Source organism: Microbacterium sp. Au-Mic1 (genome assembly GCF_021341785.1).
Lineage (GTDB): Bacteria > Actinomycetota > Actinomycetes > Actinomycetales > Microbacteriaceae > Microbacterium.
On record NZ_JAJTTF010000003.1, the window covers coordinates 222970 to 247573 of the forward strand.

Genomic DNA, 24604 nt, shown 5'->3' on the forward strand with positions numbered 1-24604 from the left:
CGGCGATGGTCGTGAGCGTCCGGGAAGTGGCCGAGGACGCCGGCGTGTCTGTGGGCACGGTGTCGAACGTCCTGAACCGCCCCGAGCGCGTCTCCGCCGAGACGGTGACCCGGGTGCAGGCCTCGATCGCCCGCCTCGGGTACGTGCGCAACGATGCGGCCCGACAGCTGCGCGCCGGCCGCAGTCGCACCATCGGGCTCGTCGTGCTCGACATCCGCAACCCTTTCTTCGCCGAGGTCGTGCGCGGCGCCGAGCAGCGCGCAGACGAGCACGGGATGTCGGTGCTGGTCGCCAACAGCGATGAGAGCGCACACCGTGAGGGCATGCTCTTGGACCTGTTCGAGGAGCAGCGCGTGGCGGGCGTGCTCATCACGCCGGTCGCCGACGCGCTGCCGCGGCTGCAGCAGATGCGCGATCGCGGCACGCTCAGTGTCCTCGTCGATCGCGAATCGCGCGATCCCGGGTTCTCCTCCGTCGCCGTGGACGACGTCGAGGGCGGGCGGATCGCCGCCGCACACCTGCTGGAGAGCGGACGGCGCCGACTCGCCTTCGTCGGTGGACCGGTCTCGCTGCGACAGGTCTCGGACCGCCTGAGCGGAGCGCAGGCCGTGGCCGCCGCGGCCGGGGTGGGGTTGGAATTCATGGCGACGGGTGCACTCAGCGTGGAGGAGGGGCGTCGTGCGGGCCGACTCCTCATGGAGCGTCCGGCCGCGGAGCGCCCGGACGCGGTGTTCGCGGCGAACGATCTGCTGGCGCTGGGAATGCTGCAGAGCCTGGTGATGGCCGGCGATGCGCGCGTGCCGCAGGACATCGCACTCATCGGATACGACGACATCGACTTCGCCGAAGCCGCGGTGATCCCGCTGAGCTCGATCCGCCAGCCTGCCGGGCTCATCGGATCCACGGCGGTGGACCTGCTGCTGGGGGTGTCCGATGGCGGCACGGCGACCGCCGAACGGGTCCTGTACCGGCCGGAACTCGTCGCGCGCGCGTCGACGCTCGGCGTCTGAACGACGCGCGGACGGGACCTCGCCGGCCTCGATTTCTCGTGACCGGATCCGCCGGGTATGCTTGATCTCCGCGCCCCCGGTCGGCTGGAAAAGCGGGACGGGCGTGCATTGGCAAGTTGCCCGAGCGGCCAAAGGGAGCTGACTGTAAATCAGCCGCGTCATGCTTCGGGGGTTCGAATCCCTCACTTGCCACCCAGTACAAGGCCCGGGATCTGAGGAAAACTCAGGTCCCGGGCCTTATGCGTTGCCTCGGCTCCTACCGCCTCGTAGCGACCCACGAACGCGCGGACTATACCTTCGCCAGCGCACGCAGGAGCGAGCGATACTGGACGATAAATTCGTCGGGCGTGCGCTCGTCGCCGTAAAAGATCACAGAATCCACCCCGTGGGTCTCGTCGAGATGGAGCTCACGTCGCATCTGCTTGATCGTCCCGAGGCCCACTTCGCGCCCGTCACCGGCCGGAACGAACTGGAATCGGCGCACCGTTTGCTTCCGTCTGCCGAGGAACCCTCGCTCAACGATTGCTCGCTCCACCAAAACCCCAGTAGTTCGCGAACTGATCGAGCACTCGAAGTCCTGCTTAAGGATCCCGCGCAACTTCCGCCACGTGATGGGACGTTCGGAGCGCGAGACCGGTCGCGAGTTCTTTCGAATCCATTCGGCGATCACAAGTACCTCTCGATCAGCCACTCGGTCGTAGTCGAAGCCCTTGGGAAGGATCTGATGGTTTGTGACCTCCAGCATCCATTTGAAGATCGCGTCTTTATCGACGGAGTCACGAAGCCACTGGTTATGTCTGTCAAGGAACACAAGCAGGCTCACCACCGCAGTGCGTTTGTTGCCGTTGTGGAACGGATGATTGTGGACGAGCGAGTGGACGAGCGCCGCAGCCGCCATCTCGATGGTTGGGTACTTGGGTTCGACACCGTGGCCCGAAAGCGGTCTCATGAGCGCGCTGGCGAGCGAATCTTCGTTCTTCACTCCGGGCGGCCAGATCGGATCATTTGCTTGGGTGGCGTCATTCTCAAGCGCTTCGTGAATCGACCGCACTTCGTCAACAGTCAAGAACATCGTTGGTTCCTTCTGCCCGATCACCTTCCAGGAGATCGGCGGTGCTGTCGGCTTCTTCACTGCTTCCGTGGGCGTGGGCGGCACCGGCGAGGGCTGTTCCTTGACCATCCGTGCCAGCCGTGACGACGCTCCTTTCGGGATGTTGCGGGCTCGTTCCGGTGATACATAACCGAGAGAGACCAGGCGGGTGTCGAGATCGGCGACCGTGATGCCTAGCTGGGCCGCCCAGTAGGACTTGCGCCTTCTATCCACGCGCGATGGCAGCTGGCACGCGCGTAGGGCGGTATTCAGGTCGTCGCTTCGAATCAGAGACGATGGCTCCGTCACATAATCGATGTCTGCGTACCAGAGGGTGACGAGGACCTCTTCGACATCCTTCTCGGCTGCGGTTGCGAGCTCGCGCACGCTCATCGTTGTTGGCACTTTGGCTCCTATCAAGCCCATCATGACGGATCACGCCGACATTGAAAGTGCGGAACGCACGGGGGCTTTCGTCGTTCTCCGGGCTCCGGCGGGACGGCCGCCGCGTGGACTCCGGGCCCGGCTCCGCCGCGCTTTCTAGACTGGTCCTCATGCGTGCCCTCACCGAAGACCAGATCCGGGCGTCGTTCCGCAACGCAGAGCCCGACAAGGCCGCCGAGATCGCGATGCCGCACGACCTGCTGCTCGCCGAGTGGGACTACCTCGACTTCTTCGCATGGCGGGATCCGATCGCCTCACGCAGCGGCTACATCGTCATCGAGCAGGACGGCGAGCCCGTCGGGATCGTGCTGCGTGCGGCGGATCCGTCCCGGGTGCGCTCCGGCATGTGCAACCTCTGCCACACGATGCAGCCCGGCAACCAGGTCGCGCTGTTCGCCGCCCGCCGCGCGGGCGCGGAGGGGCGCAAGGGCTCCGTCGTGGGCACTTACATCTGCGCCGACCTCTCCTGCCATGAGAGCGTGCGGATCGTGCCCCCGCTCGCGCCCAACGAGATCCGTGCGGACCAGCACGCCGACCGGCGCCTGGACGGCACCCATCGTCGCGTCTACTCCTTCGTCGCGTCCGTGCTCGGCGACGCCTGACAGCTCGTCCGCGTTCCTGCGCGGCGTGCCGTCGGACCGCTATCTTCGTCTCCAGGACGGCGGACGAGAGAGAGGACGGCCGGTGCTGAGGGTCGACCTGTTCGGCAGCCTGCGCGTCACGGACCACCGGCGCGAGCTCGTCGTGCCCGGCACGCTCCCGCGCGCCCTGCTCGCCCGTCTCGCGCTGACGCCAGGAGAAGCCGTCGGGGCAGAGCGGCTCGTGGAGGACGTGTGGGCGTCGCCGCCTGATTCCGCGATCGGCGCGATCCGCGTCTACATCACCAGACTCCGCCAGCGTGGACTCGAGGGCGTGCTCCGGGGCGGTCGTGGCGGCTACGCCCTCGACGTCGCGCCCGACGCTGTCGACGTGCTGCGGTTCCGCGCGCTGCTGGCGGAGGCGGAGCCGGCCGAGGATGACCGGCGATTCGCGCTGCTGCGGGAGGCCGACGCACTCTGGACCGGAGAGCCTTTCGCGGGGCTCGACGGGGTGCCTGCGCTGGACCGCGAACGCGCCGGACTCGTCGCCGCCCGTCAGCTGCTGGTGGAGTCCCTTGCTGAACTGCGCCTGCGCCGGGACGAGCCGTCCGCCGCCGCCGCAGCACTCGCGCCCCACGTCGCCGGACGTCCGCACGACGAGCGCCTCGCGTCGCTGCTCGCGACGGCGCTGGCGCGCTCAGGGCGGGACGCCGAAGCCCTCGCCGTGATCGACGATCTGCGGATCCGGCGCCGCGACGACCTCGGGCTCGATCTCTCCGACGACGTCGGCGATCTGATGCAGCGGATCGTGCGGCAGGAGGCGGCGACCACCGTGACCGGCCTCCGGCCTGCGCGTGTCGGCCGCACGGTGCGGCGGAGGGGGATCCCCATCCCGCTCACGGTCTTCGTCGGCCGCAGGCAGGAGCTCGACGCGCTCGCCCAGGCGCGCAGCATGGCCAGGCTCGTGACCGTCACGGGGCCCGGCGGAGCGGGCAAGACGCGGCTCGTCGTGGAGCATCTGCGGCAGGCGACCGCCGAGCTCTCGGATGAGCAGGTCTTCATCGATCTGCAGGTGGTCTTCGACGCCGAGCGCGCTCTGGTGCTCAAAGCGATCGCCGACGGCGTCGATGCCGAACAGCCCACCCTCGAAGCGATCTCACGTCGTCTCGCTGCCGCCCCGGTCACGCTGGTGCTGGACAACGCGGAGCACCTGCACGATGTCGTCCGCGACATCGTGCGCGACCTGCTCGTGACGACCGTCGGGCTCTCCCTCATCGTGACCAGCCGTGAGACGCTGCGCGTGCCGGGCGAGCGGGTCATACCGGTCGGCCCGATGGACACGGGTTCCGATGCCGTGCGCCTCTTCGCCGACCGTGCGGCCGATGCGGATCCGGGGTTCGTGCTCGACGAACGGACCCGCGGCTCCGTCGAGACGCTCTGCGCTCGGCTCGACGGGCTGCCGCTGGCCCTCGAGATCGCCGCGGCGCGCCTCGACACCGTGGGCCTCGGCGACGTGCTCGACGTCGTGTCGGCCGATGCGAGCGACCTCGGCGAGGAATCCGGCAGGCACGGCAGCCTGCGCGCGGCGATCGAGTGGAGCATCGACCTGCTGGATCCGGCTGAGCGGGAGGCGCTGATCGAGGTCGCCGGCTTCGGCGGGTCGTTCACGCTGGCTGCCGTGCGGGGGATCGCGGCGAGCGGCGCCGAGACCGCGGCGACCGTGGCCCGCCTGGCGCGGAAGTCGCTCATCTACGCCTCGGAGGGCCCCGACGGCGAACGCCGCTTCCGCCTTCTGGAGCCGATCATGGACTACGCGTATCCGCTGGCCGATGCCCGGGAGCGCTCCCCGTTCTACACGCGCCACGCTCGCTGGTACGCCGGCTGGGTGACGGAGCTGCGCGGACGGCTGCTCTCCGCGGATCCGCGGGTCGCGCACGCGCTGCTCGAGCTGAGCGCCGTGGACCTCCGTCTCGGCCTGAGCGCCGCCCTGCGTCGCGGCGATCGCGACAGCGCCCTGCGGATCGTGGAGGGGCAGTCCTGGCACTGGTTCCAACGCGGACGCGCGATCCAGGGGGCCGGGCTCATCGCCGACGCCCTGGCCGTGCCGGGCGAGACCGATGCCGTCACCGAGTCGCGCACCCGGATCGCGCAGGCGCGCCTCGTCTTCCAGTACGGCGATGTCGAGCTGGCCCGCACGCGCCTGTCCGAGGCGAGGGCCGTCGCGTCGGACGCGGGTGCGCACTCCGAGCTGGCGCTCGCCGCGGCGCTGGCCGCAGTCGTGGCGGTCTCGACGGGCGATGGGGAAGCCGCCCACGAGCCCATGGCGGCGGCGCTCGAGTCCGTCGTGCAGGCCGACGTGTGGGAGCGGATCCAGGTGGCGATGTGCCACGGGCAGGTGCTGCGCGCCACCGGGCAGCCGGCGCAGGCGATGCAGGTGCTGAACGACGCCATCGCTGCGGCCCGGTCGGCGGACCTGCCCATCGACGCGCTCTCCCAGGTGCTCGCCGGGGTGCTCATCGATGCCCGCCGCGGGCGGGAAGCGCTGCGGGTCTCGGTCGCCGCAGCCGAGACGGCCTTGCGGATGGACGAGCCCACGTCCGCGCTGGCCCTGCTGCACACGGCGGCGGGCGCGGCCGCCCTGCTGGACCGTAACGCCGAGGCGGCGCGGCTGCTGGGAGCGGTGCGCGGGCTGGGGGAGCGGCACGGATACGACCCGGTCACGGCGGAGCCGTTCGACGCGGAGGTCATCCGCACCCGGATCCGCCAGGCGATGCAGCCTGAGGAGTGGAGCGCCGCGCTCGCCGCGGGCCGCGCGTTGGGTCTCGAGCAGGCCGTCGCCCTCGCTCGCGGCCTATGAGGCTGCGTTAACGGTCGTGCGCGAACGTTGCATCGCCCGCGCACGACGGCCGAGGGGCGCATCATGACGCGGCCTGCGTTGCAGCGGCGTTAACCGGACGGGGATCGGATCCGCTGCTGCTCCGCGGATCCGTAGGTTCGTCTCCCATGACACACCAGAACCTCCCCTCGCGGCGCCGGCTCGTGCTCGGCGCCGCACTGCTCGGCTCGGCCGCGCTGGCATTGACCGGCTGCGGCCTGCCGCTCCCCTTCGGGGGCTCCTCCTCGGGCGGTGCCGTCGGGTTCGGCGACGTTCAGAAGGCCACCATCCAGATCGAGGCCGTCGGCACGTTCGTGGATCCGGAACAGGGCGGCTACGAGGCCGCGGGCCGCGGCAGCGGCTTCCTCATCGACGACAGCGGCCTCGCCGTCACCAACAACCACGTCGTGGTCGGCGCCGGCACCCTCAAGGTGTGGCGCGGCGGGGACACCACGAAGACGCTGAACGCCAAGGTGCTCGCCTCGAGCGAGTGCTACGACCTCGCCGTCATCAAGCTCGAGGGCAGCGGCTATCCGCACCTGCGCTGGCGCGACAAGCCCGTGGAGACCGCCCTGGATGTCTATGCGGCGGGCTTCCCGCTCGGCGACCCGACGTTCACCGAGACGAAGGGCATCGTCTCGAAGGCGGACACCGCGGGAAAGACGCCCTGGGCTGCGCTCGACCACATCATCGAGCACGACGCGCGCATCCGCCCGGGGAACTCGGGCGGCCCTCTCGTCGACAAGGACGGCGCGGTCGTGGGCGTCAACTATGCCGGCAACGACCAGTACGACACCAACCTCGCGATCCACCGCGACGAGGCCAAGCAGGCCATCGCCCAGCTCGCGAAGGGCAAGCCCGTGCTCAGCCTCGGCATCAACGGCACGGCGCTGACGGACGAGGACGGCAACGGTCTCGGGATCTGGGTCAGCTCGGTCGCCTCCGGATCCCCGGCGGACAAGGCCGGCATCGAGGGCGGCGACCTGCTCACCAAGATGGAGGGCGTTTCGCTCGGTGCCGACGGCACCATGTCGGACTACTGCAGTGTGCTGCGCACCCACGGACAGGATGCCACGCTCTCGGTCGAGCTGTTCCGGCCTGCGGACAACACCTACTACCGCGGGCAGTTCAACGGCAAGCCGATCGCGGCGCAGAAGACCATCGAGACGGCCACGGGCGCCGACAGTGGGTCCAGCCAGGTCGCGAGCGGCGACTTCATCACGGTGAAGGACGACTCCGGCACGGTGTCCGTGCAAGTGCCCGCCGCCTGGAAGCAGACCCAGGGTTCGCCGTTCACCGACGACGGCGGCAACGAGTACAAGCTCCTGTCCGCCGCTCCCGACATCAACGCCTTCCTGAACGACTGGGGTGCCCCGGGCGTGAGCGTCTACGCCTCGAAGGATGCGGTCGGCAAGGTCACGCCGCAGCAGATCATGGACGGGATGGGGTCCGGCCTCGCCGCGGAGGGCTGCCAGTCCGAAGGCGCCAGCGACTACGACGACGGCGTGCACCAGGGGCAGCTCGCGATGTGGTCGGGCTGCGGCCCCGCCAAATCGTACGCCCTGGTCGTGTCTGCGCAGGCGAAGTCCGGCGACTACGTCGTACTGGTCACTCTGCAGGCGCCGAAGGTCGACGACCTCGCTGCGGCGGACCGGATCCTCGGTAGCTTCTCCGCGCGCTTCTGAATCCGCCCCTCATCGTCTCCACCCCGCGCTCCGGCATCCGCCGCGACGCACCTCTGAAAGGAACCACCATGTCGTACGACGCTCCCTCGGTCGGCTCGGGCTTCGCTCCCGCCCCCGGCACCGCTTCCGCCGCTCCCGCACCGCAGGCCACGGCCGCGCCGGGCGGCCTCCCGGCTGCGGCGGTCGCACCCGCGGCGAACCCGTCCAGCCCGCTGCCCGTGATCGCGCTGGTCTGCGCGTTCCTCCTGCCGCTCGCCGGAATCGTCTGCGGGCACATCGCGCTCGCGCAGATCAAGCGGGACGGCCGCCCGGGCAGGGGCGTCGCGCTCGCCGCCGTCATCCTCGGCTATGCGTTCACGGCCGTCTGGGTGATCGTGATGGCGTTGTCGCTCATGATCTCGTTCACCGTCGGGTCCTGAGCACAGCCCGAGAGCCGAGCCCCCGGTCGGATTCCTCCGACCGGGGGCTCGGCGTGGGTGGTGAGCCTCAGGATCAGGAATGCTGGCACTCGGTGCCATCGGTGCGCCTCGCGCGGGTAGGCTGAACGGGCGGCTCACGGCCGCATGATCGCCGCTGATCCCGAAGGAGCACCATGTCCGAGCCCCTGCTCTACCGTGTCGAAGACGGCCTCGCCCGGATCACTCTGAACCGACCGCAGCGGCTGAACGCCTTCAACGCCGAGCTCGCGCACGCGTGGGCGGAGGCGACGGCGGCCGCCGTCGGCGACAGCGCGGTGGGTGCGATCCTGATCGAGGGCGAGGGGCGTGCGTTCTGCGCGGGCGGCGACGTCATCGATATGGCCACGGGCATGGGCGGGCGCGAGGAGATCGAACGGCTGGCGCAGGTCATCCACGCAGGCATCGCCTCCCTGACGACGTCATCCGTGCCCGTCGTCGCAGCGGCGCACGGCACCACCGCCGGCGGAGGGCTGGGGATCCTGCTCGCGAGCGACTACGCGGTCGTCGGATCCGATTCGCGCTTCGGCAGCCTGTACGCCAATGTCGGGCTCACTCCCGACCTCTCCGTCAGCGCACAGCTGGCCGCCGCGGTCGGTCAGCGCCGCGCGCTGCATCTCCTGCTCACCGATCGCATGCTCTCGGCCACGGAGGCGATCGAATGGGGCATCGCCGCTGAGGCCGTCGGCGAGGGCGACGCCGAGGCGGTCGCGACCGCCGTGCGCAGCCGGGCCGAGGAGGTCGCGCGGTTCTGGCTCGCGGGCGCCTTCGGCGCGTACGGCCAGGCGAAGCGCCTGATCCGCTCCCGCGCGGAGCGCACCTTCCCGGAGCAGCTGGACGAGGAGGCGCGCACGATCGCCGCCGCGTTCGGCGGATCCGAAGCGCAGGGCCTGATCGCGGCGTTCGCGCAGCGGTCGTCCGGACGCTGACGGGCGCGCCCGTTCCCCGCGCGATGCGGTCGGCCCGCGTCGCATCCGCCCGCACAGGGCTTGGCCGCGACGAGTTCTCCCCTGATCGTGCATCGCCCGCAGAAGGCGCGACATCGCATGCGAGGATGAGAGCACGACAGACGGGGGATCCCATGGCGAACACGACGACGCCGGCCAAGTCCGGGCCGAACACCTCACTGCTCATCCGCGGCGCGATCTGGATCGCGATCGGAGCCCTCATCGCCGCCGCCCTGGTGTGCGTGGTGTGGGTGCTCATCGGTGACCAGCAGGGGCTGATCGGTCGGGCGTTCCTCACGATCGTGCTGCTCGCCGCCTTCGCGGCGATCGCGATCCTCGAGGCGAGCCTCGCACCCAACCGCGAGGACTGGCTGGCGCTGCTGAGCATGATCTCCTGGATCCTCGCGCTGCTGGTCGGCGCCGTGAAGATCTGGCTGCCCGACGACAGCTACTTCGGCGGCGTGGAGCGCTTCTTCCAGCTCGTTCTCGTCGTCGGGATCCTGCAGCTCGCCCTGTTGCACGTGCGGCTGTTCCAGAAGGCCGCAGCGCGCCACGTCACCGGGTTCACGCAGGGCATCGTGTGGGCGACGTACGCGTTCCTCGCGGGCCTGGTCGCGATGCTGGTGTTCTACCTGACCTTCCCGCACACGTTCGACTACCAGGAGCTGTACTGGCGGATCGTGGTCGCGTTGACGATCCTCACCGCCGTCGGCACCATGCTGATCCCGCTGCTGAACGCGTTGTTCGCCCCGAAACGGCCCGCGCCCGGCGCGCCGGCACTCGTGGCCTACGCCGCCCCGGCCGCGGTCGCGTATCCGTCAGCCGAACCGCAGCCGTGGCCGACCTACGCCGACGGCCGCACGCCGCTGCCGATCTTCGCGGACGGCAGCCCCGACTGGAACGCGTACTACACGGGCGTGCCCTCGCCGGGGGCGACGACCCCGGGCCGGCCGGCCGCGACCACTCCGGTCCAGCCTGCGCTGCCTGCGCAGTCCGCGGCCGAGGCCGCCGCAGCTCCGTTCGGTGCCGGGACCTCGGCGCCGCAGATGGCTCCGGCGGCGCCCCCTGCCGAACCGGCCGCCACCGCGCCGACCAGCACTGCGGGCGGCCATGGGCTGACGGGAGCGCTGCACTCGGAGGTGCCCGCGGGCGAGGCCGATCCGGCGGCGCCGTCGACAGCTCCCGAGTTCCCGCCCGCCCCGCCCGCTCCGTCTGCGGGGGCGACGCCGCCGGCCGCGTCGTGACCGCCCTCGAGCTCCGCGATCTCGCGATCGACATCGCTCGTGAGGCCGGGGAGCTGGCCCGGCGTCGACGGGCGGACGGCGTGTCGATCGCCGCGAGCAAGTCGTCGCTGGCCGACATCGTCACCGAGGCGGACCGCGAGGTGGAGGCGCTGATCCGCGCACGCCTGGACGCGGAGCGCCCGGGCGACGGATTCCTCGGCGAGGAGACCGGCGGCGGTGACGGGGCCACGGGCATCACCTGGGTCGTCGACCCGATCGACGGAACGGTCAACTACGCCTCGGGGATCCCCTTGTACGCGGTGAGCATCGCCGTCGTCGAGGGCGGCAGCGACCCCGACCGCTGGACGGCGCTCGCCGGCGTCGTGCAGTCGCCGGTGATGGGGGAGACGTTCTCCGCGGCCCGCGGCGAGGGCGCGCTCCTTAACGGCGAGCGCCTGCGCATTGCCGAGCCCGGGCCCGCCGGTGCGCTGCTCGCCACCGGCTTCGGCTACGACCCCGGCACCCACGCCGGCGACCTCGCCACCGTGGGGAGGGTCATGCCGATCGCGCGTGATCTTCGTCGCGGAGGCAGCGCTGCGACGGACCTGGCGTACGTGGCGGCGGGGCGCCTCGACGGCTACTTCGAGCGCGGCCTGAGCCCGTGGGACTTCGCCGCGGGGGCCCTGCTCGTGCAGGAGGCGGGTGGCGTGTTCGTCCGTCCCGAGCGGCGAGATGTCGCGCGACGGCTGAACCTCGCCGGCAGCGCGGAACTCGTCGCCGAGCTGCAGCGACGGATCCTCGAACCCCGCTGAGATCGGCGTCGGCGGACGCGGACACGCCCGTGTTACGACGGGGCCGCCTCGATTCGGCCAGGCGCCGATTCTTTGGTATTCTCGTCTGGTTGCCCTCTGAGGGCAGCACGCCCCGATAGCTCAGTGGCAGAGCACTTCCATGGTAAGGAAGGGGTCGTCAGTTCAATCCTGACTCGGGGCTCGCAGTATCCATCGGATGCCGTGCGGCAGGGTAGCTCAGTTGGTGAGAGCGCACGACTCATAATCGTGAGGTCGCGGGTTCAAGCCCCGCTCCTGCTACAGAATGAGGCCCCCGGATTTCCGGGGGTTTTCTCGTGTCTGGCCCGTGTTTGCCGCGTGCTCACCCCCTCGAAAAGTGACCTCACTGGTTTCGGCGTCGAGGATGCGCTTCGCTGCCAGCGCCGCGTCGCGCGACCGCGTATGCGTATACCGCTCGGTTGTCGTGATTGACGCGTGGCCCATGACCTGCTGCAGGTATGCCGGGGCGAGGCCTAGATCACTGAGCCGAGACGCGAACGTGTGGCGCAGATCGTGGAACCGCAGCGGCCTGCCGTCCGCATAGGTAACGATGAGGGGCCGGATCCTCCACCAGTGGAGGGCGCGACTCAAGTTCGTGCTGTCGAACGGCCCGCCCTGCGACCCGGTGAACAAGTAAGGGAAGTCCGTTGCGATCGCGGCCCGAAGCCAGGGTTCGAACTCTTCGATGATCGGTACATCGCGCGCGTGACCGCTCTTCGTGGGTCGCTCGACGACGCGGCCATGACCATCTGGTGAGCGCGTGGCGCGGATTCGCAGCAAGCCGTTGTCGAGATCGACATGCTCAGCGCGCAGGGCCGACACCTCGCCCAAGCGTGCACCGGTGAGGGCGAGCGCTGCCAGCATTCGCTGCCCATGCGGGTGAAAGGCGGTGAGATCGAGCATGGCCGCCACCTGTGCCCGGGACAGCGCGCGCTCCGTCAGATCGGACAGCCTGGACTTGCCGCGTTGGCGGGGGAGCGCCTTAACCGGGTTCGTCGCCAAACGCTGATCGAGCACGGCAAGGTCAAGAAGCTGAGACAGCATCGACTTTGCTGCGTTCCGGGTACTCGGCTTGCCCTGCCATTCGTTCATCGCCCTGAGGACGGTGAGCGCTCGCAAATCCGAGAGCGGGAGGTGCCCGAGTGTCGGCGCGATTCGAAGGCGCCAGGCGCGCTCGTACCCCTGAATCGTGTTCGAGGTGAGGTCAGCGAACAGCAGCGACACGTTGTCGCTGTAGAAGTCGCGTAGGAGTACGCGTTCTGGCTGTAGTCTCACATTTGGAGACTACAGCCGGAACGCGGCTAGTGCAACACTTTGAGACTAGCTGTCTTCCTTTGGGGGAGTGCGGTCCGCCATACCGACGGCGAACGCGGCTGGGTCGACGGTGATACCCGGGAACTCGTACACGTCCGGGTGCTCGCCGAAGACACGGCGGAACAAAGCGATGCGCCGATACAAGGATGAACGGCTCATGCCGAACTGCTTTTGCATCCCCTCGAACCCGCCGACGAGTCGCCACGTCACCCAGAAGCCGAAGAGATCGAACATGTTTGAGGTCGTGTAGCCGCGAAGCGCAGACTTCATGAACGGTAGGGCCGCGTAGATCGCCTTGTTCGCCTTGGCGTTCGTGTCGTAGTACGCGCCCCACGCCTGCTCAAGCGCTTGCTTCGCGCGGCCCTCACCCTCAGGGGAGGGCATTCGCTCGGATCGGAAGTCCGTCACATTGCACGCCCTAGTCTCGAATCGTGGACTATCAGGATACGTCCCCGACCCGACATAGCTGACTCGCGCATCACATACTTGTGTCGTGAGCTTCGACATCTACTTCCAGCGCTTCGAGAATGGCGATGCCGCGTCGGGAGGCGGTGCTGCGGCATCCGAGGTACTGCGGGCGTTTCTGAGGCCGTCCCCGCAGAACCCCGAGCGTATCGAGCACCCAGGCGGCTCGGCAGAGATCTACGGCCTCAGTGACGAGGGGATGATGGCGACGCACGTCGACGGAGGCGATGCGATCTGGGATCTTCTCGTGTCGACGGCACGAGCCGCGAACTGGACGATCCTTCCCGTCGGCTGCGCCGTGTGTATCTTCACGACTGAGATGGAGGCCGCGCTACCTGAGGGTCTGGGCGACGATGGTGTCAAAATCATCGAGAGTGGAGCGGATCTCCTGCGAGTCATCGCCGAAAGTTAGTGGTGACCCATTCTCGGTGTTTCCCGAAATCTTCTACACAAGATCAAGGGAGATCAGAAGGGAGCCTCGAGACCGTTAAGCCCCTCAATGAGGTTAGAAAACAGTCGCGAAGCGCCGGATGCAGAACGCAATGCGCGTTCGCGAAGCTCCGGAACCAGCTCCGCCGCAGTGATGATAGTGGTGTCGTCGCCAGTTCGTGCTGGCGTTGACTCCAGCCTCGCAAGAAGTTTTCTGGCTTCCCTATCACCGACGCCTAGGTAGAACGGCGGTCGGTCATCGCGGTCAACAGAGCCGATGACGTAGTCAAACGCACCGACTGGGGCGACCACGATCCCGCCCTGTGCCTGCATATCCTCATCTTGCGGTTCCTGGATCCACTCCAGCCTGCCCGCGTCAGTGAGTGCCATCAACCGCCGGACGAGTTGCATCCATTCGTCGTCAGTGAACATTCTCTTCGCCTCCGAGTTGGTAACGATCTCCAGCCACGAGACCAGCGATCTCGACTGAAAGGGCGGCAATCTCCTTCGTCACCGCTTTCGCGGTCCGTGCGACATCCACGTTCCGTCGACCAACTATCGTCGCCTTAACATCGAGCGCTGATGAGGCGACTTCAGAGAGTCGCGTCTTCAACGCTGAATGATCCGCGGTTCGATTGTCGAGGAGCGATATAGATTCGGTCGCCACGTAGCCAAATCTGAGAAGCGCTCGGTGAGCAACTTCGCGGTCGTTATTATCGACGGCAAAATCGAGATCCGCAACGACGGTCTGCAGCTGAGGCACGACGGCTGACAGCTGATCGCCGTTGAGTTTTCGACGCGCACGCTCCAACTCAGAAGCCGCAGCCTGGGTTGCCGTTCGCGTCTTTCGAAGTTGGGCGATCGCAATCCAGAATCCGGCCACGGTGAGAAATAGCCCGAGCCAGTCATGCCACCCAGGAGCGGCTTGACTGTCGAACCACCACACGATGCGCACCTCCGATTCCTAGCGAAACCTATCATCGCGGAACTGCAGCTCTCGTGATTGCCGCGAGCCTGATTGCTGCCGCCCTCCGCGCTTCGCGCTCCGGTTGCCCTCAGCATCGCGCCACGTTTCGTCGGACGATGCGCCGGAGCGGGCCGGAGCGGGCGCGCGCGTGCCGCAGGCGGCACCGCGCCGCGCCCCGCTCTGCCCCGCTCAGGCTCCGTCGTACGTCGACCACGGCGGCACGACGGTCGACCGCACGATGTGCACGTAGCTTCCTGAGTACTCGGGCCACATCGAGATGAAGATCGCGAGCGCTTCCTCGTGCGTCGCGGCCACACCCATCACTCCGCCCAGAAGGCGACCAGGTCGGCCGAACGCGTCGACCTCGTACACGTCCCAGTCCGGCAGCGGTTCGTCCGTCGCTCCGGGGGACCCCAACATGAATCGCATCTTCGCTCCTTCGTTCATGGCGCGGACCAGCCCCGCGCTACCAGCTCGCGCCGCGATCGCGCCGCGAGGTCCTCGAGCGGCTCCGGCGCAATGGCCGGCGCATCGGCGCCGGCGTCGGCCCCCACGCGCGTCCACCACTCACGTCGAAGGCGCCGCTGCAGAGTCCGCGTGAGACCGACGAATGACCAGCCAGAGCGGTCGCTCGTACGACGCGACGCACTCACCACTTGGGACCGCGAGCCGTACCGCTGATGTACGAGGCTCGAGCAGTTCTGGGGCTCGCAGTCCCGCCCGCATCGCATCCGCCGCGCGGCGTCGCCGAGGGCAACTTGATGCCGCCACACCTCGAGCGGCGCTTCATCGGCACTCGAAGCGACATCCTTGAGTACGTAGTTCAGTGCCTTGGACAGGTACCAAATCGTCTTGGCGCCATCACCGTCCGCGCGGAACGCATCGCATTTCGCTTGTGCGCCCCACTCCACGACCGTTCCGTCGACCCGCGACACCGCTGTCGCCGTTCGTGCGGCCTGCCGCAACGCGTCCGCAGCCGGGGCCTCGAACCGCGCGACGCGAACGAGCGCGTGCACGTGGAGCACACCACGGTCCTGCCACTCCCGCACGATGAAGTACTCGAGTGAGTCCCACCGATCCCTCAGCCGCCGTCGTGTGCGATCCCACAGCACCCCGGCATCCCGGTTCCACGCGACCTGGCCCGCGTAGTCGTAACTCTCCGAGTCCAAGGGCACACCCCGCAGCGCGGCATCCCTCGGCGTGTGGGTCGCGCCGCAGCCGCACCGAGCCGGACCCTCGGCACCGTCACGCGGAACCCGATGCACACGGCCGAACGACGGCGCCGTCAGTGTCAGCAGATAAAAGCGGAACTGCTCAACCGGCCCGTCGAAGACACCCGAGCGAGCGATCGCCGCCCAGTCGCCGCGATACAGCTCCGCGCACGAAGCGCACTTGCTCTTGATCCGTGACCCGCAACGGACCCATGCGCCTGTGGCCGTCTTGATGGGGGACGAGCAACCACGTGCGAGCACATCGGCTGCGCCGGGTTCGATGCTTTCGGAGTCGGCTCGCATGGCGAGCGGCTACGGGTACACGCCTCATAATCGTGAGGTCGCGGGTTCAAGCCCCGCTCCTGCTACAGAATGAGACCCCCGGATTTCCGGGGGTTTTCTCGTATCCAGCGTCACGGCCCGGCTGCGCCTGGACGGCTGATCGCACTAACGGGAGACCACGCCGGCCGCGCCGTCGACGGTCACCTCATCCCCGGTCGAGATCAGTTCGGTCGCGCGGGCGACGCCGACGACCGCGGGGATGCCGTACTCACGCGCGACGACCGCGCCGTGGCTGTTCGCACCGCCCATCTCCATGACCAGGCCGCCGGCCGTGAGGAACAGCGGTGTCCACCCGGGGTCGGTCGACGGCGCGATGAGGATCTCTCCCGGCTGCAGCTCGGCGCCGACCGGATCCAGGATGACGCGGGCGATCCCCGTGACCGTTCCTGCCGATGCGGGTGTGCCGCGCAGTGCGCCCTCCGCGACCGTTGCGGCGGTGCCGACCGCTTCGGGCTCCGTTCCATCCGACAGCAGCACGCGCGGCACGTGCCTGCGCTCCAGTTCGGTGTCGTACCTGGCGCGACGCTCGTGGATCACGGTGCGCAAATCGTGGCCTGCGGCGACGCGCTTCGTCTCCTCGAAATCGAGGAAGAACACGTCCTGAGCGTCCGCGAGCGCACCCGTCGCCGCGAGCTCGCGCCCGATCCCGAGCATCGTCTCGCGCGCAGTCCGCAGCGCCAGGATCACCAGATGCTTCGGTGCTTCCCGCATCCCCACGAGTGCCCGTGCCCGCCGTAGGCAGCCGCGGGCGACGCGGGCGCGAATCCGCCGGTGCTGGCGCGCACGACGGTACAGCGTGTCGATCATGGCTGTGGCCTCGGCCGCGCCCTCGGCGAAGTGCTGGGCCGGGGTGTCCGCGTCCGGACCGAGGCGGAGATAGCCGGACAGCACGCCGAACAGGTGCGCGGGATCGTCAGCCCAACGCGGCATCCCCAGATCGATCTCGGCGACCGCGCGATGACCGTAACGATCGAGGAAGGCGGTCATCGCGTGCTGCAGCACGGGCGGCAGCACGCCGTCGCGGAAGTCGTCGGCGAGTTCTCGCGCGGAACGGGTCTCCAGGGCGACGGCCGAGTCGGCGTCGGCACGCGCGTGCACGGCGAGTTCCCACAGGTCGAGATCCATCTGCGTCGTCACGTTGTCCGGTGCACTGCGCAGCACCGCCTGAATGTCGCCGGGCAGGATCGCCGGGCCCAGCAGGCGCTGTGCGAGGCCCAGCATCGCGAAGCCCGCGGCGGCGCCGGGAAGACTGCGCGGTGCGTAGGGCATCGCCCGGAAGATGAGGTCGACGACGCCGTCGACACGGTCCGCGATCGTGCCCGATGGGGCGTCGAACGCGCGCACCTCGGCCTCGAGACGGCGCACGCGACGTTGCGCCGCGCGCGGTTCGGCGAGCGCCTGCGTGACCACGAACGGAGCGCGGATGCGGGCGGCGGCATGGAGGAACGCGCGCAGGAAGCGCCGGCGCGATCCGGGGACGACGGCGAATCGCGGGTCCTCGAACAGGCCGCGCAGCACGACCGCGGACCGCGCCTCCATGACGTCGAGGGCCCGCGGGAAGATCGCGCGTCCCGCCGCGGAGCGGACGATCGGGGTCGCGTCGACGAACAGACGATCTCCGCCCACGGCGAGACCTCCGGGGCCGTCGGCGATCCGTGCCGGGCGACGGCCGATGAGGTCCAGGAAGCCGGCACCGATCACTCGGAACGCCGCGATCCCCATCGGCGTGATCGGCCGGTGCAACCCTTGGGCGAGGCTGATGCAGAAGAACGCGCGGATCTCATCCGGCGCCTTGGGCGCATCACGCACCGGAACCGGAAACAGGGTCGTGATCGGCCGCGACTGGGTGAGCCACAACTTGCCGTCGCCGTCCATGGCCCACTCGATGTCCTGCGGGGCGTCGAACGCGCGCTCGACGCGATCGCCGAGGGACGCGAGCGCCAAGACCTGCGCGTCTGTCACGCTCACGACATCGCCGCTGCCGCGCCGGCGGTCGAGGATACGGCCGGTCGCGGTGTCGATCACGAAGTGATCCGGATCCACGGATCCCGAGACGACCGACTCGCCGAGCCCGCGCGCCGCATCGAGCACCGCCTGGCGCCGCCGGCCCGTCACAGGGTCCGCGGTGAACAGCACCCCGGCGGACTCGGCGTCGACCATCGTCTGCACCACGACAGCGAGGGCGACGCCCGCGCCATCGACGTCGTGCGCCCTGCGGTACGCCACGGCGCGGTCGGTCCACAGCGATGCCCAGCAGCGCTGCACGGCGCTGAGCGTGTCGTGGATGCCCGTGACCCCGAGGTAGGTGTCCTGCTGGCCGGCGAAGCTCGCGCCGGGGAGGTCTTCAGCGGTGGCGGACGAGCGCACCGCGACAGACCCGGTGCCCAGCCGCGAGTACGCCGCGCGGACGGCGCTCTCCACTTCCGCCGGGAACGGTGCCGCCATGACGGCGGCGCGTGCGGCCGAGGCGTCGGTCATCGTCCCGTCCTCCACGACAGTGCCGTGCACCGCGCGGCGATACGCCTCGGTGGTGATGCAGAACCCCGAGGGCACGTCGAAGCCTGCGCGGACGAGTTCGCCGAGATTGGCGGCCTTGCCGCCCACCGCGGCGAGGTCGGCAGCCGAGAGCTGCGCGAGATCGAGGATGAGAGATTCGCCCGGCTGGGTTTCGTCGCGGTCCACCGGTGATCCTTCCACTAATTCATCAAGTGAGGAATTAATTGAAGGATCGCACCTCGCGGGCTGGACCGCAAGACACCTGGAGTGCTGGTCCTACTTGCGAGCGCCCCTGGGGAATCTCGGCGGTCGATGCGTCTTCGTCGGCTATGACGAGCTGTTGCTGTTGCTGTTGCTGTTGCTGTTGCTCTTGCTGTTGCTGCTGCGTTCGGGCGCCGGTGCCGCCGGATCTCCGTCTTGGGATGACAGAGCGGCTGAGGGGATGTCATTAGGGAGTGTTTCGTCCACGATCACCTCATCTGGCTTGCGCAGGCGCGGTGGGGCCGCGGACCAGTCCTTGAGATGCTGCCCAATGAGGTCGTACGAATTCACGACTCCTTCCATCACGGAGTCGATCAGGCCGTTCCTGCCCGCGAGCCGGTTCGTTCCCATCTTGCCGATGAGCGTGACGGTGAAGGACTTGAGTTCCTTGCTGGGGTCGGTGACGAGGACGTTCGGGTTTTCGCGCACTGTTCGCAGCAGCTCGGCATTGCCACCGCGCTGGCGTGCCGCGAACGCTTCGATGCGGAGGCTGTCGGGTGCTTCCTTGAGCTGGCGGAGTAGCCAATTGACCCGCGTCGTGGGCTTTCCCTCGCCAGGTGCCGCGATCGAGAAGGCGCCCGTGACCTGGCTTGCTCGAACATCGATGGTCAGGGTCAGGGGCGAGACGGTATTGGGGATGCGGATGGCGCCGGAAAGCTTGCCTTCGTTCACGAGCATCTCTGTCAGCGTTGTGATGCGAAGCGCGGGGTTCGTGGTCTCTGCCTTGCTGAGAGCGTGGGTTACATCTGCGCCGAGACGCTGCCCGAGTTTGAGAGTGGCGAATCGCAGAAGGGCGTCGAATCGAGCTGCAAGCTGTGCCGCGTCCTTGTCAGTCCGTCGAAGAGTCCCGGCGACGACGGCTTCGCGGACGGGGACCCAGCTCGGGCCCATGTCGCTGAGCTCCACAGCACCGGACTTCGGGTGCTCGAGGTAACGAATCAGCTCACCCAGAATCCAGGCCTGGTCAGGATCTGCAACCCCTCGGACTTCCTTCTGCATCACTGCCGCGACGAGAACTTCGGTCCACGAGAGGTGATGAAGCGAGACAGACTTGAGCTTGCGCTTGTCGACGACCGTCGGATGTACGCCCGCGGCCGGAGGAATCTCGTTCGAGATCGTGATCAGCGCGTCGAACCGATGCTCACGAGCGACATCGAGGTAATTCTCCAACTGCTCGCGCTGCAATTCGTTGCCGCCTGTCTTGACCTCTACGAGGGCGGTCCAGAGCTTCTTGCCCCACTTCACTCGGATCAACCCATCAGGGAAAATCTTCTTCTCGCCGAGCATGAAAGGGACCTCGATGAACGTCTCCATCCCGCCAGACGGTGCACCGAAGCGGGCGGTGATCGCGCGTCCATATTCCTTCACAGAGCTCATCACCGCGAGAAGTGCCGATGTGGCTCGGCGTTCCTGCTCCTCGGCGCCGTTGATGCCGGAGGTCGGGATAAGCCGAGCCGCGTTCCACGGATTCTCTTCTGCCATTTGCGACTCCATCGTCGAGTGTTCTTGCACGAACGTTATCGGCAAGAGACGGTCGCGCCCGGCGACAGGTCTCTCGGCGTTGCGTCAGCTTGCTCTTAGATGGCACCGGTGCCGCACGATCAGCGATGCGCGGTGACCACGAACGCGCGGATCGGCGTGCGGATCGGGCCCGTGCCGAATCGCCGCTCGAGAAGCTCGGTCGTCATCGCCTCGATGCGGTCGCGCACCTCGTCGCCCAGCGGCTCGAGGTCAGCCCGCATCGGCGTGCCCCGCGGGATCGCGGCGGCCGCTGCTGCCGCCGACTCCGCCGCCCCGATCAACTCGACCGCCTCCACCGCATCGACGATGAGACCGCCCGCCTCGGCATCCCGGCGGATGGTCTCAGGGACGTGGTAGCCGTGCGCGACGCGGGTGATCACATTCGGCGGCGCGTCAGGGAGCACCCGGCGGTAGGCCTCGTCGACCGCGAGGGCGACGGCGTTGGAGTCGATCGAGTCCCAGGCGGAGAACAGGTATGTGCCGCCGGGGCTCAGCACCCGTCGCACCTGAGAGTGCGCACTCGGCCGATCCGGGAAGAACATGACGCCGAACTGGCAAACGACGAGGTCGAAGGCCTCATCGTCGAAGGGCAGTGCCTGGGCGTCGGCGGGCTGCCAGGCCACGGCGGGGGCGCCCGCGGGGCGAGGCGCGCCGCGGGCCTCGGCGACGGCGAGCATGCCGGCGTTGAGATCGGTGGCGACCAGCGTGCTTTCCGCCGGCAGCGCGGTCGCGAGGCCCCGCGTCACGGCGCCGGTTCCCGCGGCGAGCTCGAGTACTGCGGCCGGAGCGCGCGCCACCGCCCGGGCGACCATGTCGTCGGCATAGGGCTGGAACATCAGGGGCACCATGAGCTGCTCGTAGGCGTCGGGGACCCCGCCCCGGAACAGCTTCGCGGCCGCATCGTCGGGCATCTCCGCCCCTTCCTCTGCGCACCGTTCTACGCCGGTTCGTGCGGCGCTGTCCAGCACGCTGAAGGGGGCGGAGGGTGCGGTCAGCGCCCCGGAACGGCGAAGACGGCCGCGCCCGTCAGCCCGGCCAGCTCTTCCCGGCCCAGGGGTCGTAGTCGGCGAGCAGCGGTCCCTGTGCGGGGCGCTGGTCCTCGGGCACGTGCTGCAGGTTGACGCGCACGCGGTACCAGAGCGAGCTCGACCCGCGCATCCCGTCGACGAGGACGTCGGCCGGATGCAGCAGCGCCGCGACGGACGGATGCGTCCCGCGCCACTGCTCGAGCGCCGCGAGCGCCTCCGGCTTCGTCTTCGTGCGCGCGATCTCGATGAGCGGCATCGTCGAGGCCCGGCGTCCGGATCCGTCGGATCCGCGCGGTGGCTTCTCGGAGGGGCCCAGTTTCTCGGCCAGCGCGAGCAGCGCGGACAGCGACCCCGCTGCGTCGTCGATGCCCTGATGCGGGTCGCCGATCTCGGCGAAGCGGGTGCGCACGGTCGGCACCGTGAACTCCTCGGGGCGGCGCCAGCGCACCTCGTCCCAGGCGAGCGGTGTCGACACACGGGCATCAGGCAGCGGCCGGATGGAGTACGCGGAGGCGACGGTGCGGTCCTTCGCGTTCTGGTTGAAGTCGACGAACACGCTCTCGCCGCGCTCCTCCTTCCACCAGCGCGCGGTCGCGAGCCCGGGCGCCCTGGCCTCCACCTCGCGTGCCAGCGTCTCGGCGGCGAGGCGCACAGCGGCGAAATCCCATTCGGGCCGGATCCGGACCAGGATGTGCATGCCGCGGGATCCGCTGGTCTTCGGCCAGCCGACCAGGCCGCAGTCGTCGAGCACCTCGCGCACGACGAAGGCCGTGTCGACGATCTGCGACCATTCGACGCCGGGCATCGGATCCAGATCCACCCGCAGTTCGTCGGGGTGCTCGAGATCGGCGGCGCGCACGGCGTGCGGGTTGAGGTCGAGGCACCCGAGGTTGACGATCCAGGCGAGCCCCGCGGCATCGGTGAGGACCGCCTCCTCGGCGGAGTTGCCGGACGCGTAGCGCAGCACCGCCGTGCCGATGTAGCCGGGGTGCTCGGGAACCCTCTTCTGGAAGAACGGCTCGGCGTCGATGCCCTTCACGAACCGCTTCAGCACCATGGGGCGCCCGCCGGCTCCGCGCAGCGCGCCGTCCGCCACCGCGAGGTAGTACTCGACGAGGTCGAGCTTGGTCAGTCCCGCCCGCGGGAAGACGATTTTGTCGGGGTGGGACACGCGCACCTCGGCGCCGTCGATCTCGAGGAAGGTCTCGGCTCTGCCTGCCATGGATCCACGTTAGATCGTGAGCGCCGCCGCGGCGAGGGGACCGGCGATACCGTGCGCGGCGACGTGCTCTTGCGGATCTCCTCACCGCACCGTAATCTACAACCAATCAGTTGTATTTAGTCTGGAGGAGACAGCATGTCGGACAGCAGTGCAGCACGGACCGTCGTCACCCGGACGGTCGGCGAGGGCGATGACGTGATCACGTACGACATCCATGGCGATCTCGCCACGGCGACCGTCGAACGGCCGGCGCTGTTCCTGTTCGGCGCGCCGATGGACGCGACCGGATTCCAGATCCTCGCCTCTCACTTCGACGACCGCCCCGTGATCACCTACGACCCGCGCGGCGCCGGGCGCAACCCGGTCGGCACCTCGGACATCACGGTGCAGCGGCACGCCGCCGACCTGCATCGCGTGATCGACGCGCTGCGCGTCGGCCCGGTCGACGCGTTCGGCAGCAGTGGAGGCGGCGTGAACCTGCTCGCCCTGCTCGCCCTGAACCCCGACGATGTCCGCGTCGCGGTCGTGCACGAGCCTCCCGTGGCCGACTTCCTGCCCGACCGCGACGCCGTGCTCGCGGTGACGGCCGACATGAAGCGCACCTTCGCGGCGGAGGGGAGCGGTCCGGCGCTGGCGAAGTTCATCCAGTTCGTGATGCTCGACGGCGCTGTACCCGACGGCTACCTCGACGGCCCTGCGCCCGACCCTTCGATGTTCGGACTGCCGACGGAGGACGACGGCAGCCGGACGGATCCGCTCTTCCGCAATATGCCGGCGACGCTCGCCTACCTCCCGGAGATCGCCGCGCTGCAGGATCTCGGTGAGCGCCTCGTGATCGCCTTCGGCGTCGAATCCGGCGAGACGATGCCCGCCCGCGCGGCGCGGTCGGTCGCGGCGGCACTCGGGATCGAGGCGACCGCCTTCCCGAGCAACCATGGTGGTTTCACCGAGCAGCCGGGGTACCCCAGCGACCCGGCGGGGATCGCCGCCCGTCTGCGCGAGGTGCTGGACGCGCGAGGCTGACGGTGTCGAACGGTGCGCGAACGCGGAGTCCCGCGGTCGCGCACCGTTTCCGTGTCAGGAGGCCTGCGGCAGGATCCGCAGCGCGACGAGCATCTTGGTGAGTGCGCCCTCGCGGCGGGCCGGGATGTGGAAGTCGGGGTCGACGTCGATGAGCGGGTAGATCGCCGCGCGTCGTGCGACGTCGCCCTGGCGCTCGGGGCGGTGGTTCTGCGTGTCGGGGGTCTGGGGCATCATCGCCTCTTCTCTCACTCTGTATTCCGAATAGTGGAATTGATCTATCGAATAATGAAAGAATAGGATGATCCGGCTCGAGGGTCAAGAGTTTTCCTCCTGGATCCGACCGATTGTTGCGTCGGTTCCCAGCCGATTGACAGGAACCCGGTATTCTGGCTCGGCAATCCAGGGTGCGCCGGCCGGCGTGCGGGAGATTCCGCCCTCACCCTCGACCTGACAGAAAAGGCATTCGAAATGACTGGTACTGCTGGAAAGGCGCTCGCTGAGGCGATCTCGACGTTCCTCTTCGTGTTCAGCATCATCGGCGCGGTCAACAGCAAGAGCCCGCTGACGCCGCTGGCGATCGGCCTCGCGCTGACTGTTCTCGTCTACGCCGCGGGTCACATCTCCGGCGCCCACCTCAACCCCGCCGTGTCGTTCGGCGCTCTCATCCGCGGCGCCATCGGCGTCACGGACTTCGTCGCGTACATCGTCGCCCAGTTCGTCGGCGGCGCGCTCGCTGCTCTCGCGAGCTTCGCGGTCTGGCCGCACGCCGACAAGGCGACCGAGATCCAGGTCGGCCCGGCCTTCCTGGTCGAGGCGCTGTTCACCCTCGCCCTGGTCTGGGTCGTGCTGAACGTCGCCACCTCGAAGGACAACGACAACAACTCCTTCTACGGTCTGGCCATCGGTGGCACGGTCTTCGTCGGCGCCGTCTCGGTCGGCGGCATCTCGGGCGGCGGCTTCAACCCCGCCGTCGCGCTCGGCCTCTCCATCAGCGGCCAGTTCGCCTGGAGCAACCTGTGGCTGTACATCGTGGCCCCGCTGGTCGGCGCCGCGATCGCCGCGGTCCTGTTCCGCGTGCTCAGCAGCAACGACAAGAAGGCCGCTGCCTGACGCGCGCCCCTTCCGGAACGCCCCGTGCTCGGTCGAGCGCGGGGCGTTCTGCTGTCCGGGGCCGGTGTGCGGGTCGCC

At 68.8% G+C, this 24604-nt stretch carries 23 protein-coding genes and 3 tRNA genes; 14 read left to right on the forward strand and 12 right to left on the reverse strand.

Going from position 1 to position 24604, the window contains the following annotated elements:
- Window positions 1-5: 5 nt before the first annotated feature.
- A complete protein-coding gene (locus LXM50_RS05575; protein WP_233310319.1) occupies window positions 6-1010 on the forward strand; it encodes a LacI family DNA-binding transcriptional regulator in 1005 nt (334 codons plus the stop codon).
- A 110-nt stretch (window positions 1011-1120) separates the two neighbouring features.
- Window positions 1121-1202: transfer RNA gene (locus tag LXM50_RS05580), tRNA-Tyr, on the forward strand.
- A gap of 97 nt (window positions 1203-1299) precedes the next feature.
- Here LXM50_RS05580 and LXM50_RS18690 read toward each other — a convergent pair.
- Complete coding sequence (locus LXM50_RS18690) at window positions 1300-2505, reverse strand: type II toxin-antitoxin system death-on-curing family toxin (protein ID WP_233310320.1); 1206 nt, start codon at window positions 2503-2505, stop codon at window positions 1300-1302.
- Between the two features lie 149 nt (window positions 2506-2654).
- Between LXM50_RS18690 and LXM50_RS05590 the strand changes: the two genes are divergently transcribed.
- The 9 genes from LXM50_RS05590 (at window position 2655) to LXM50_RS05630 (ending at window position 11398) form a co-directional block, all read left to right on the forward strand.
- Window positions 2655-3146, forward strand: a complete 492-nt coding sequence (locus tag LXM50_RS05590) for an FBP domain-containing protein (RefSeq protein ID WP_233310321.1) — start codon at window positions 2655-2657, stop codon at window positions 3144-3146.
- A gap of 82 nt (window positions 3147-3228) precedes the next feature.
- Window positions 3229-5979 carry a BTAD domain-containing putative transcriptional regulator gene (locus tag LXM50_RS05595; protein ID WP_233310322.1) on the forward strand — a complete coding sequence of 917 codons (2751 nt, stop codon included), beginning with the start codon at window positions 3229-3231 and terminating at the stop codon, window positions 5977-5979.
- 146 nt (window positions 5980-6125) lie between these two features.
- Window positions 6126-7682: a S1C family serine protease gene (locus tag LXM50_RS05600; RefSeq protein WP_233310323.1), complete on the forward strand. Its 1557-nt coding sequence runs from the start codon at window positions 6126-6128 to the stop codon at window positions 7680-7682.
- A gap of 68 nt (window positions 7683-7750) precedes the next feature.
- Entirely contained in the window at window positions 7751-8101 is a 351-nt protein-coding gene (locus LXM50_RS05605; RefSeq protein ID WP_233310324.1) for a DUF4190 domain-containing protein, read from the forward strand.
- 173 nt (window positions 8102-8274) lie between these two features.
- Window positions 8275-9066, forward strand: coding sequence for an enoyl-CoA hydratase/isomerase family protein (locus LXM50_RS05610; RefSeq protein ID WP_233310325.1), 792 nt, complete (start codon window positions 8275-8277; stop codon window positions 9064-9066).
- 125 nt (window positions 9067-9191) lie between these two features.
- The gene (locus tag LXM50_RS05615; RefSeq protein ID WP_233310326.1) at window positions 9192-10328 is read left to right on the forward strand and encodes a hypothetical protein; all 1137 of its coding nucleotides are present in this window, start codon (window positions 9192-9194) and stop codon (window positions 10326-10328) included.
- On the forward strand, window positions 10325-11119 hold the full coding sequence (locus LXM50_RS05620; protein ID WP_233310327.1) for an inositol monophosphatase family protein: 795 nt from the start codon (window positions 10325-10327) through the stop codon (window positions 11117-11119). The genes LXM50_RS05615 and LXM50_RS05620 overlap by 4 nt, the downstream gene beginning before the upstream one ends.
- 109 nt (window positions 11120-11228) lie before the next feature.
- Window positions 11229-11300 (forward strand) — tRNA-Thr (locus tag LXM50_RS05625).
- Between the two features lie 24 nt (window positions 11301-11324).
- Window positions 11325-11398, forward strand: a tRNA-Met gene (locus tag LXM50_RS05630).
- Here the strand turns inward: LXM50_RS05630 and LXM50_RS05635 are convergent.
- A complete protein-coding gene (locus tag LXM50_RS05635; RefSeq protein ID WP_233310328.1) occupies window positions 11396-12361 on the reverse strand; it encodes a site-specific integrase in 966 nt (321 codons plus the stop codon). The genes LXM50_RS05630 and LXM50_RS05635 overlap by 3 nt on opposite strands.
- Window positions 12362-12457: 96 nt before the next feature.
- Window positions 12458-12835 carry a hypothetical protein gene (locus LXM50_RS05640; RefSeq protein ID WP_233310329.1) on the reverse strand — a complete coding sequence of 126 codons (378 nt, stop codon included), beginning with the start codon at window positions 12833-12835 and terminating at the stop codon, window positions 12458-12460.
- 109 nt (window positions 12836-12944) lie between these two features.
- Here LXM50_RS05640 and LXM50_RS05645 point away from each other — a divergent pair, with 109 nt between their 5' ends.
- A complete protein-coding gene (locus LXM50_RS05645; RefSeq protein WP_233310330.1) occupies window positions 12945-13328 on the forward strand; it encodes a hypothetical protein in 384 nt (127 codons plus the stop codon).
- A 53-nt stretch (window positions 13329-13381) separates the two neighbouring features.
- Here the strand turns inward: LXM50_RS05645 and LXM50_RS05650 are convergent, their stop codons facing one another.
- From LXM50_RS05650 to LXM50_RS05685, 8 genes are all read right to left on the reverse strand, one after another.
- A complete protein-coding gene (locus tag LXM50_RS05650; protein ID WP_233310331.1) occupies window positions 13382-13777 on the reverse strand; it encodes a hypothetical protein in 396 nt (131 codons plus the stop codon).
- Window positions 13767-14300, reverse strand: coding sequence for a hypothetical protein (locus tag LXM50_RS05655; protein WP_233310332.1), 534 nt, complete (start codon window positions 14298-14300; stop codon window positions 13767-13769). Before LXM50_RS05655 ends, LXM50_RS05650 begins: the two co-directional genes overlap by 11 nt.
- Window positions 14301-14501: 201 nt before the next feature.
- Window positions 14502-14741, reverse strand: coding sequence for a hypothetical protein (locus LXM50_RS05660; RefSeq protein WP_233310333.1), 240 nt, complete (start codon window positions 14739-14741; stop codon window positions 14502-14504).
- 14 nt (window positions 14742-14755) lie between these two features.
- A complete protein-coding gene (locus LXM50_RS05665; protein WP_233310334.1) occupies window positions 14756-15826 on the reverse strand; it encodes a replication initiator in 1071 nt (356 codons plus the stop codon).
- A gap of 144 nt (window positions 15827-15970) precedes the next feature.
- Window positions 15971-18547 (reverse strand): PEP/pyruvate-binding domain-containing protein, encoded by a 2577-nt coding sequence (locus LXM50_RS05670; protein ID WP_233310335.1) that lies wholly within the window; start codon window positions 18545-18547, stop codon window positions 15971-15973.
- A gap of 141 nt (window positions 18548-18688) precedes the next feature.
- A complete protein-coding gene (locus tag LXM50_RS05675; RefSeq protein WP_233310336.1) occupies window positions 18689-20104 on the reverse strand; it encodes a hypothetical protein in 1416 nt (471 codons plus the stop codon).
- Between the two features lie 119 nt (window positions 20105-20223).
- The gene (locus tag LXM50_RS05680) at window positions 20224-21054 is read right to left on the reverse strand and encodes a class I SAM-dependent methyltransferase (RefSeq protein ID WP_233310337.1); all 831 of its coding nucleotides are present in this window, start codon (window positions 21052-21054) and stop codon (window positions 20224-20226) included.
- A 115-nt stretch (window positions 21055-21169) separates the two neighbouring features.
- A complete protein-coding gene (locus LXM50_RS05685; RefSeq protein WP_233310338.1) occupies window positions 21170-22393 on the reverse strand; it encodes a DNA polymerase domain-containing protein in 1224 nt (407 codons plus the stop codon).
- 135 nt (window positions 22394-22528) lie between these two features.
- Between LXM50_RS05685 and LXM50_RS05690 the strand changes: the two genes are divergently transcribed.
- On the forward strand, window positions 22529-23416 hold the full coding sequence (locus tag LXM50_RS05690) for an alpha/beta hydrolase (RefSeq protein ID WP_233310339.1): 888 nt from the start codon (window positions 22529-22531) through the stop codon (window positions 23414-23416).
- Window positions 23417-23470: 54 nt separating this feature from the next.
- Here LXM50_RS05690 and LXM50_RS05695 read toward each other — a convergent pair whose 3' ends face one another.
- A complete protein-coding gene (locus LXM50_RS05695) occupies window positions 23471-23647 on the reverse strand; it encodes a hypothetical protein (RefSeq protein ID WP_233310340.1) in 177 nt (58 codons plus the stop codon).
- 237 nt (window positions 23648-23884) lie between these two features.
- On the opposite strand from LXM50_RS05695, the gene LXM50_RS05700 reads away from it, so the two are divergent.
- Window positions 23885-24526 (forward strand): MIP/aquaporin family protein, encoded by a 642-nt coding sequence (locus LXM50_RS05700; RefSeq protein ID WP_233310341.1) that lies wholly within the window; start codon window positions 23885-23887, stop codon window positions 24524-24526.
- Window positions 24527-24604 lie beyond the last annotated feature (78 nt).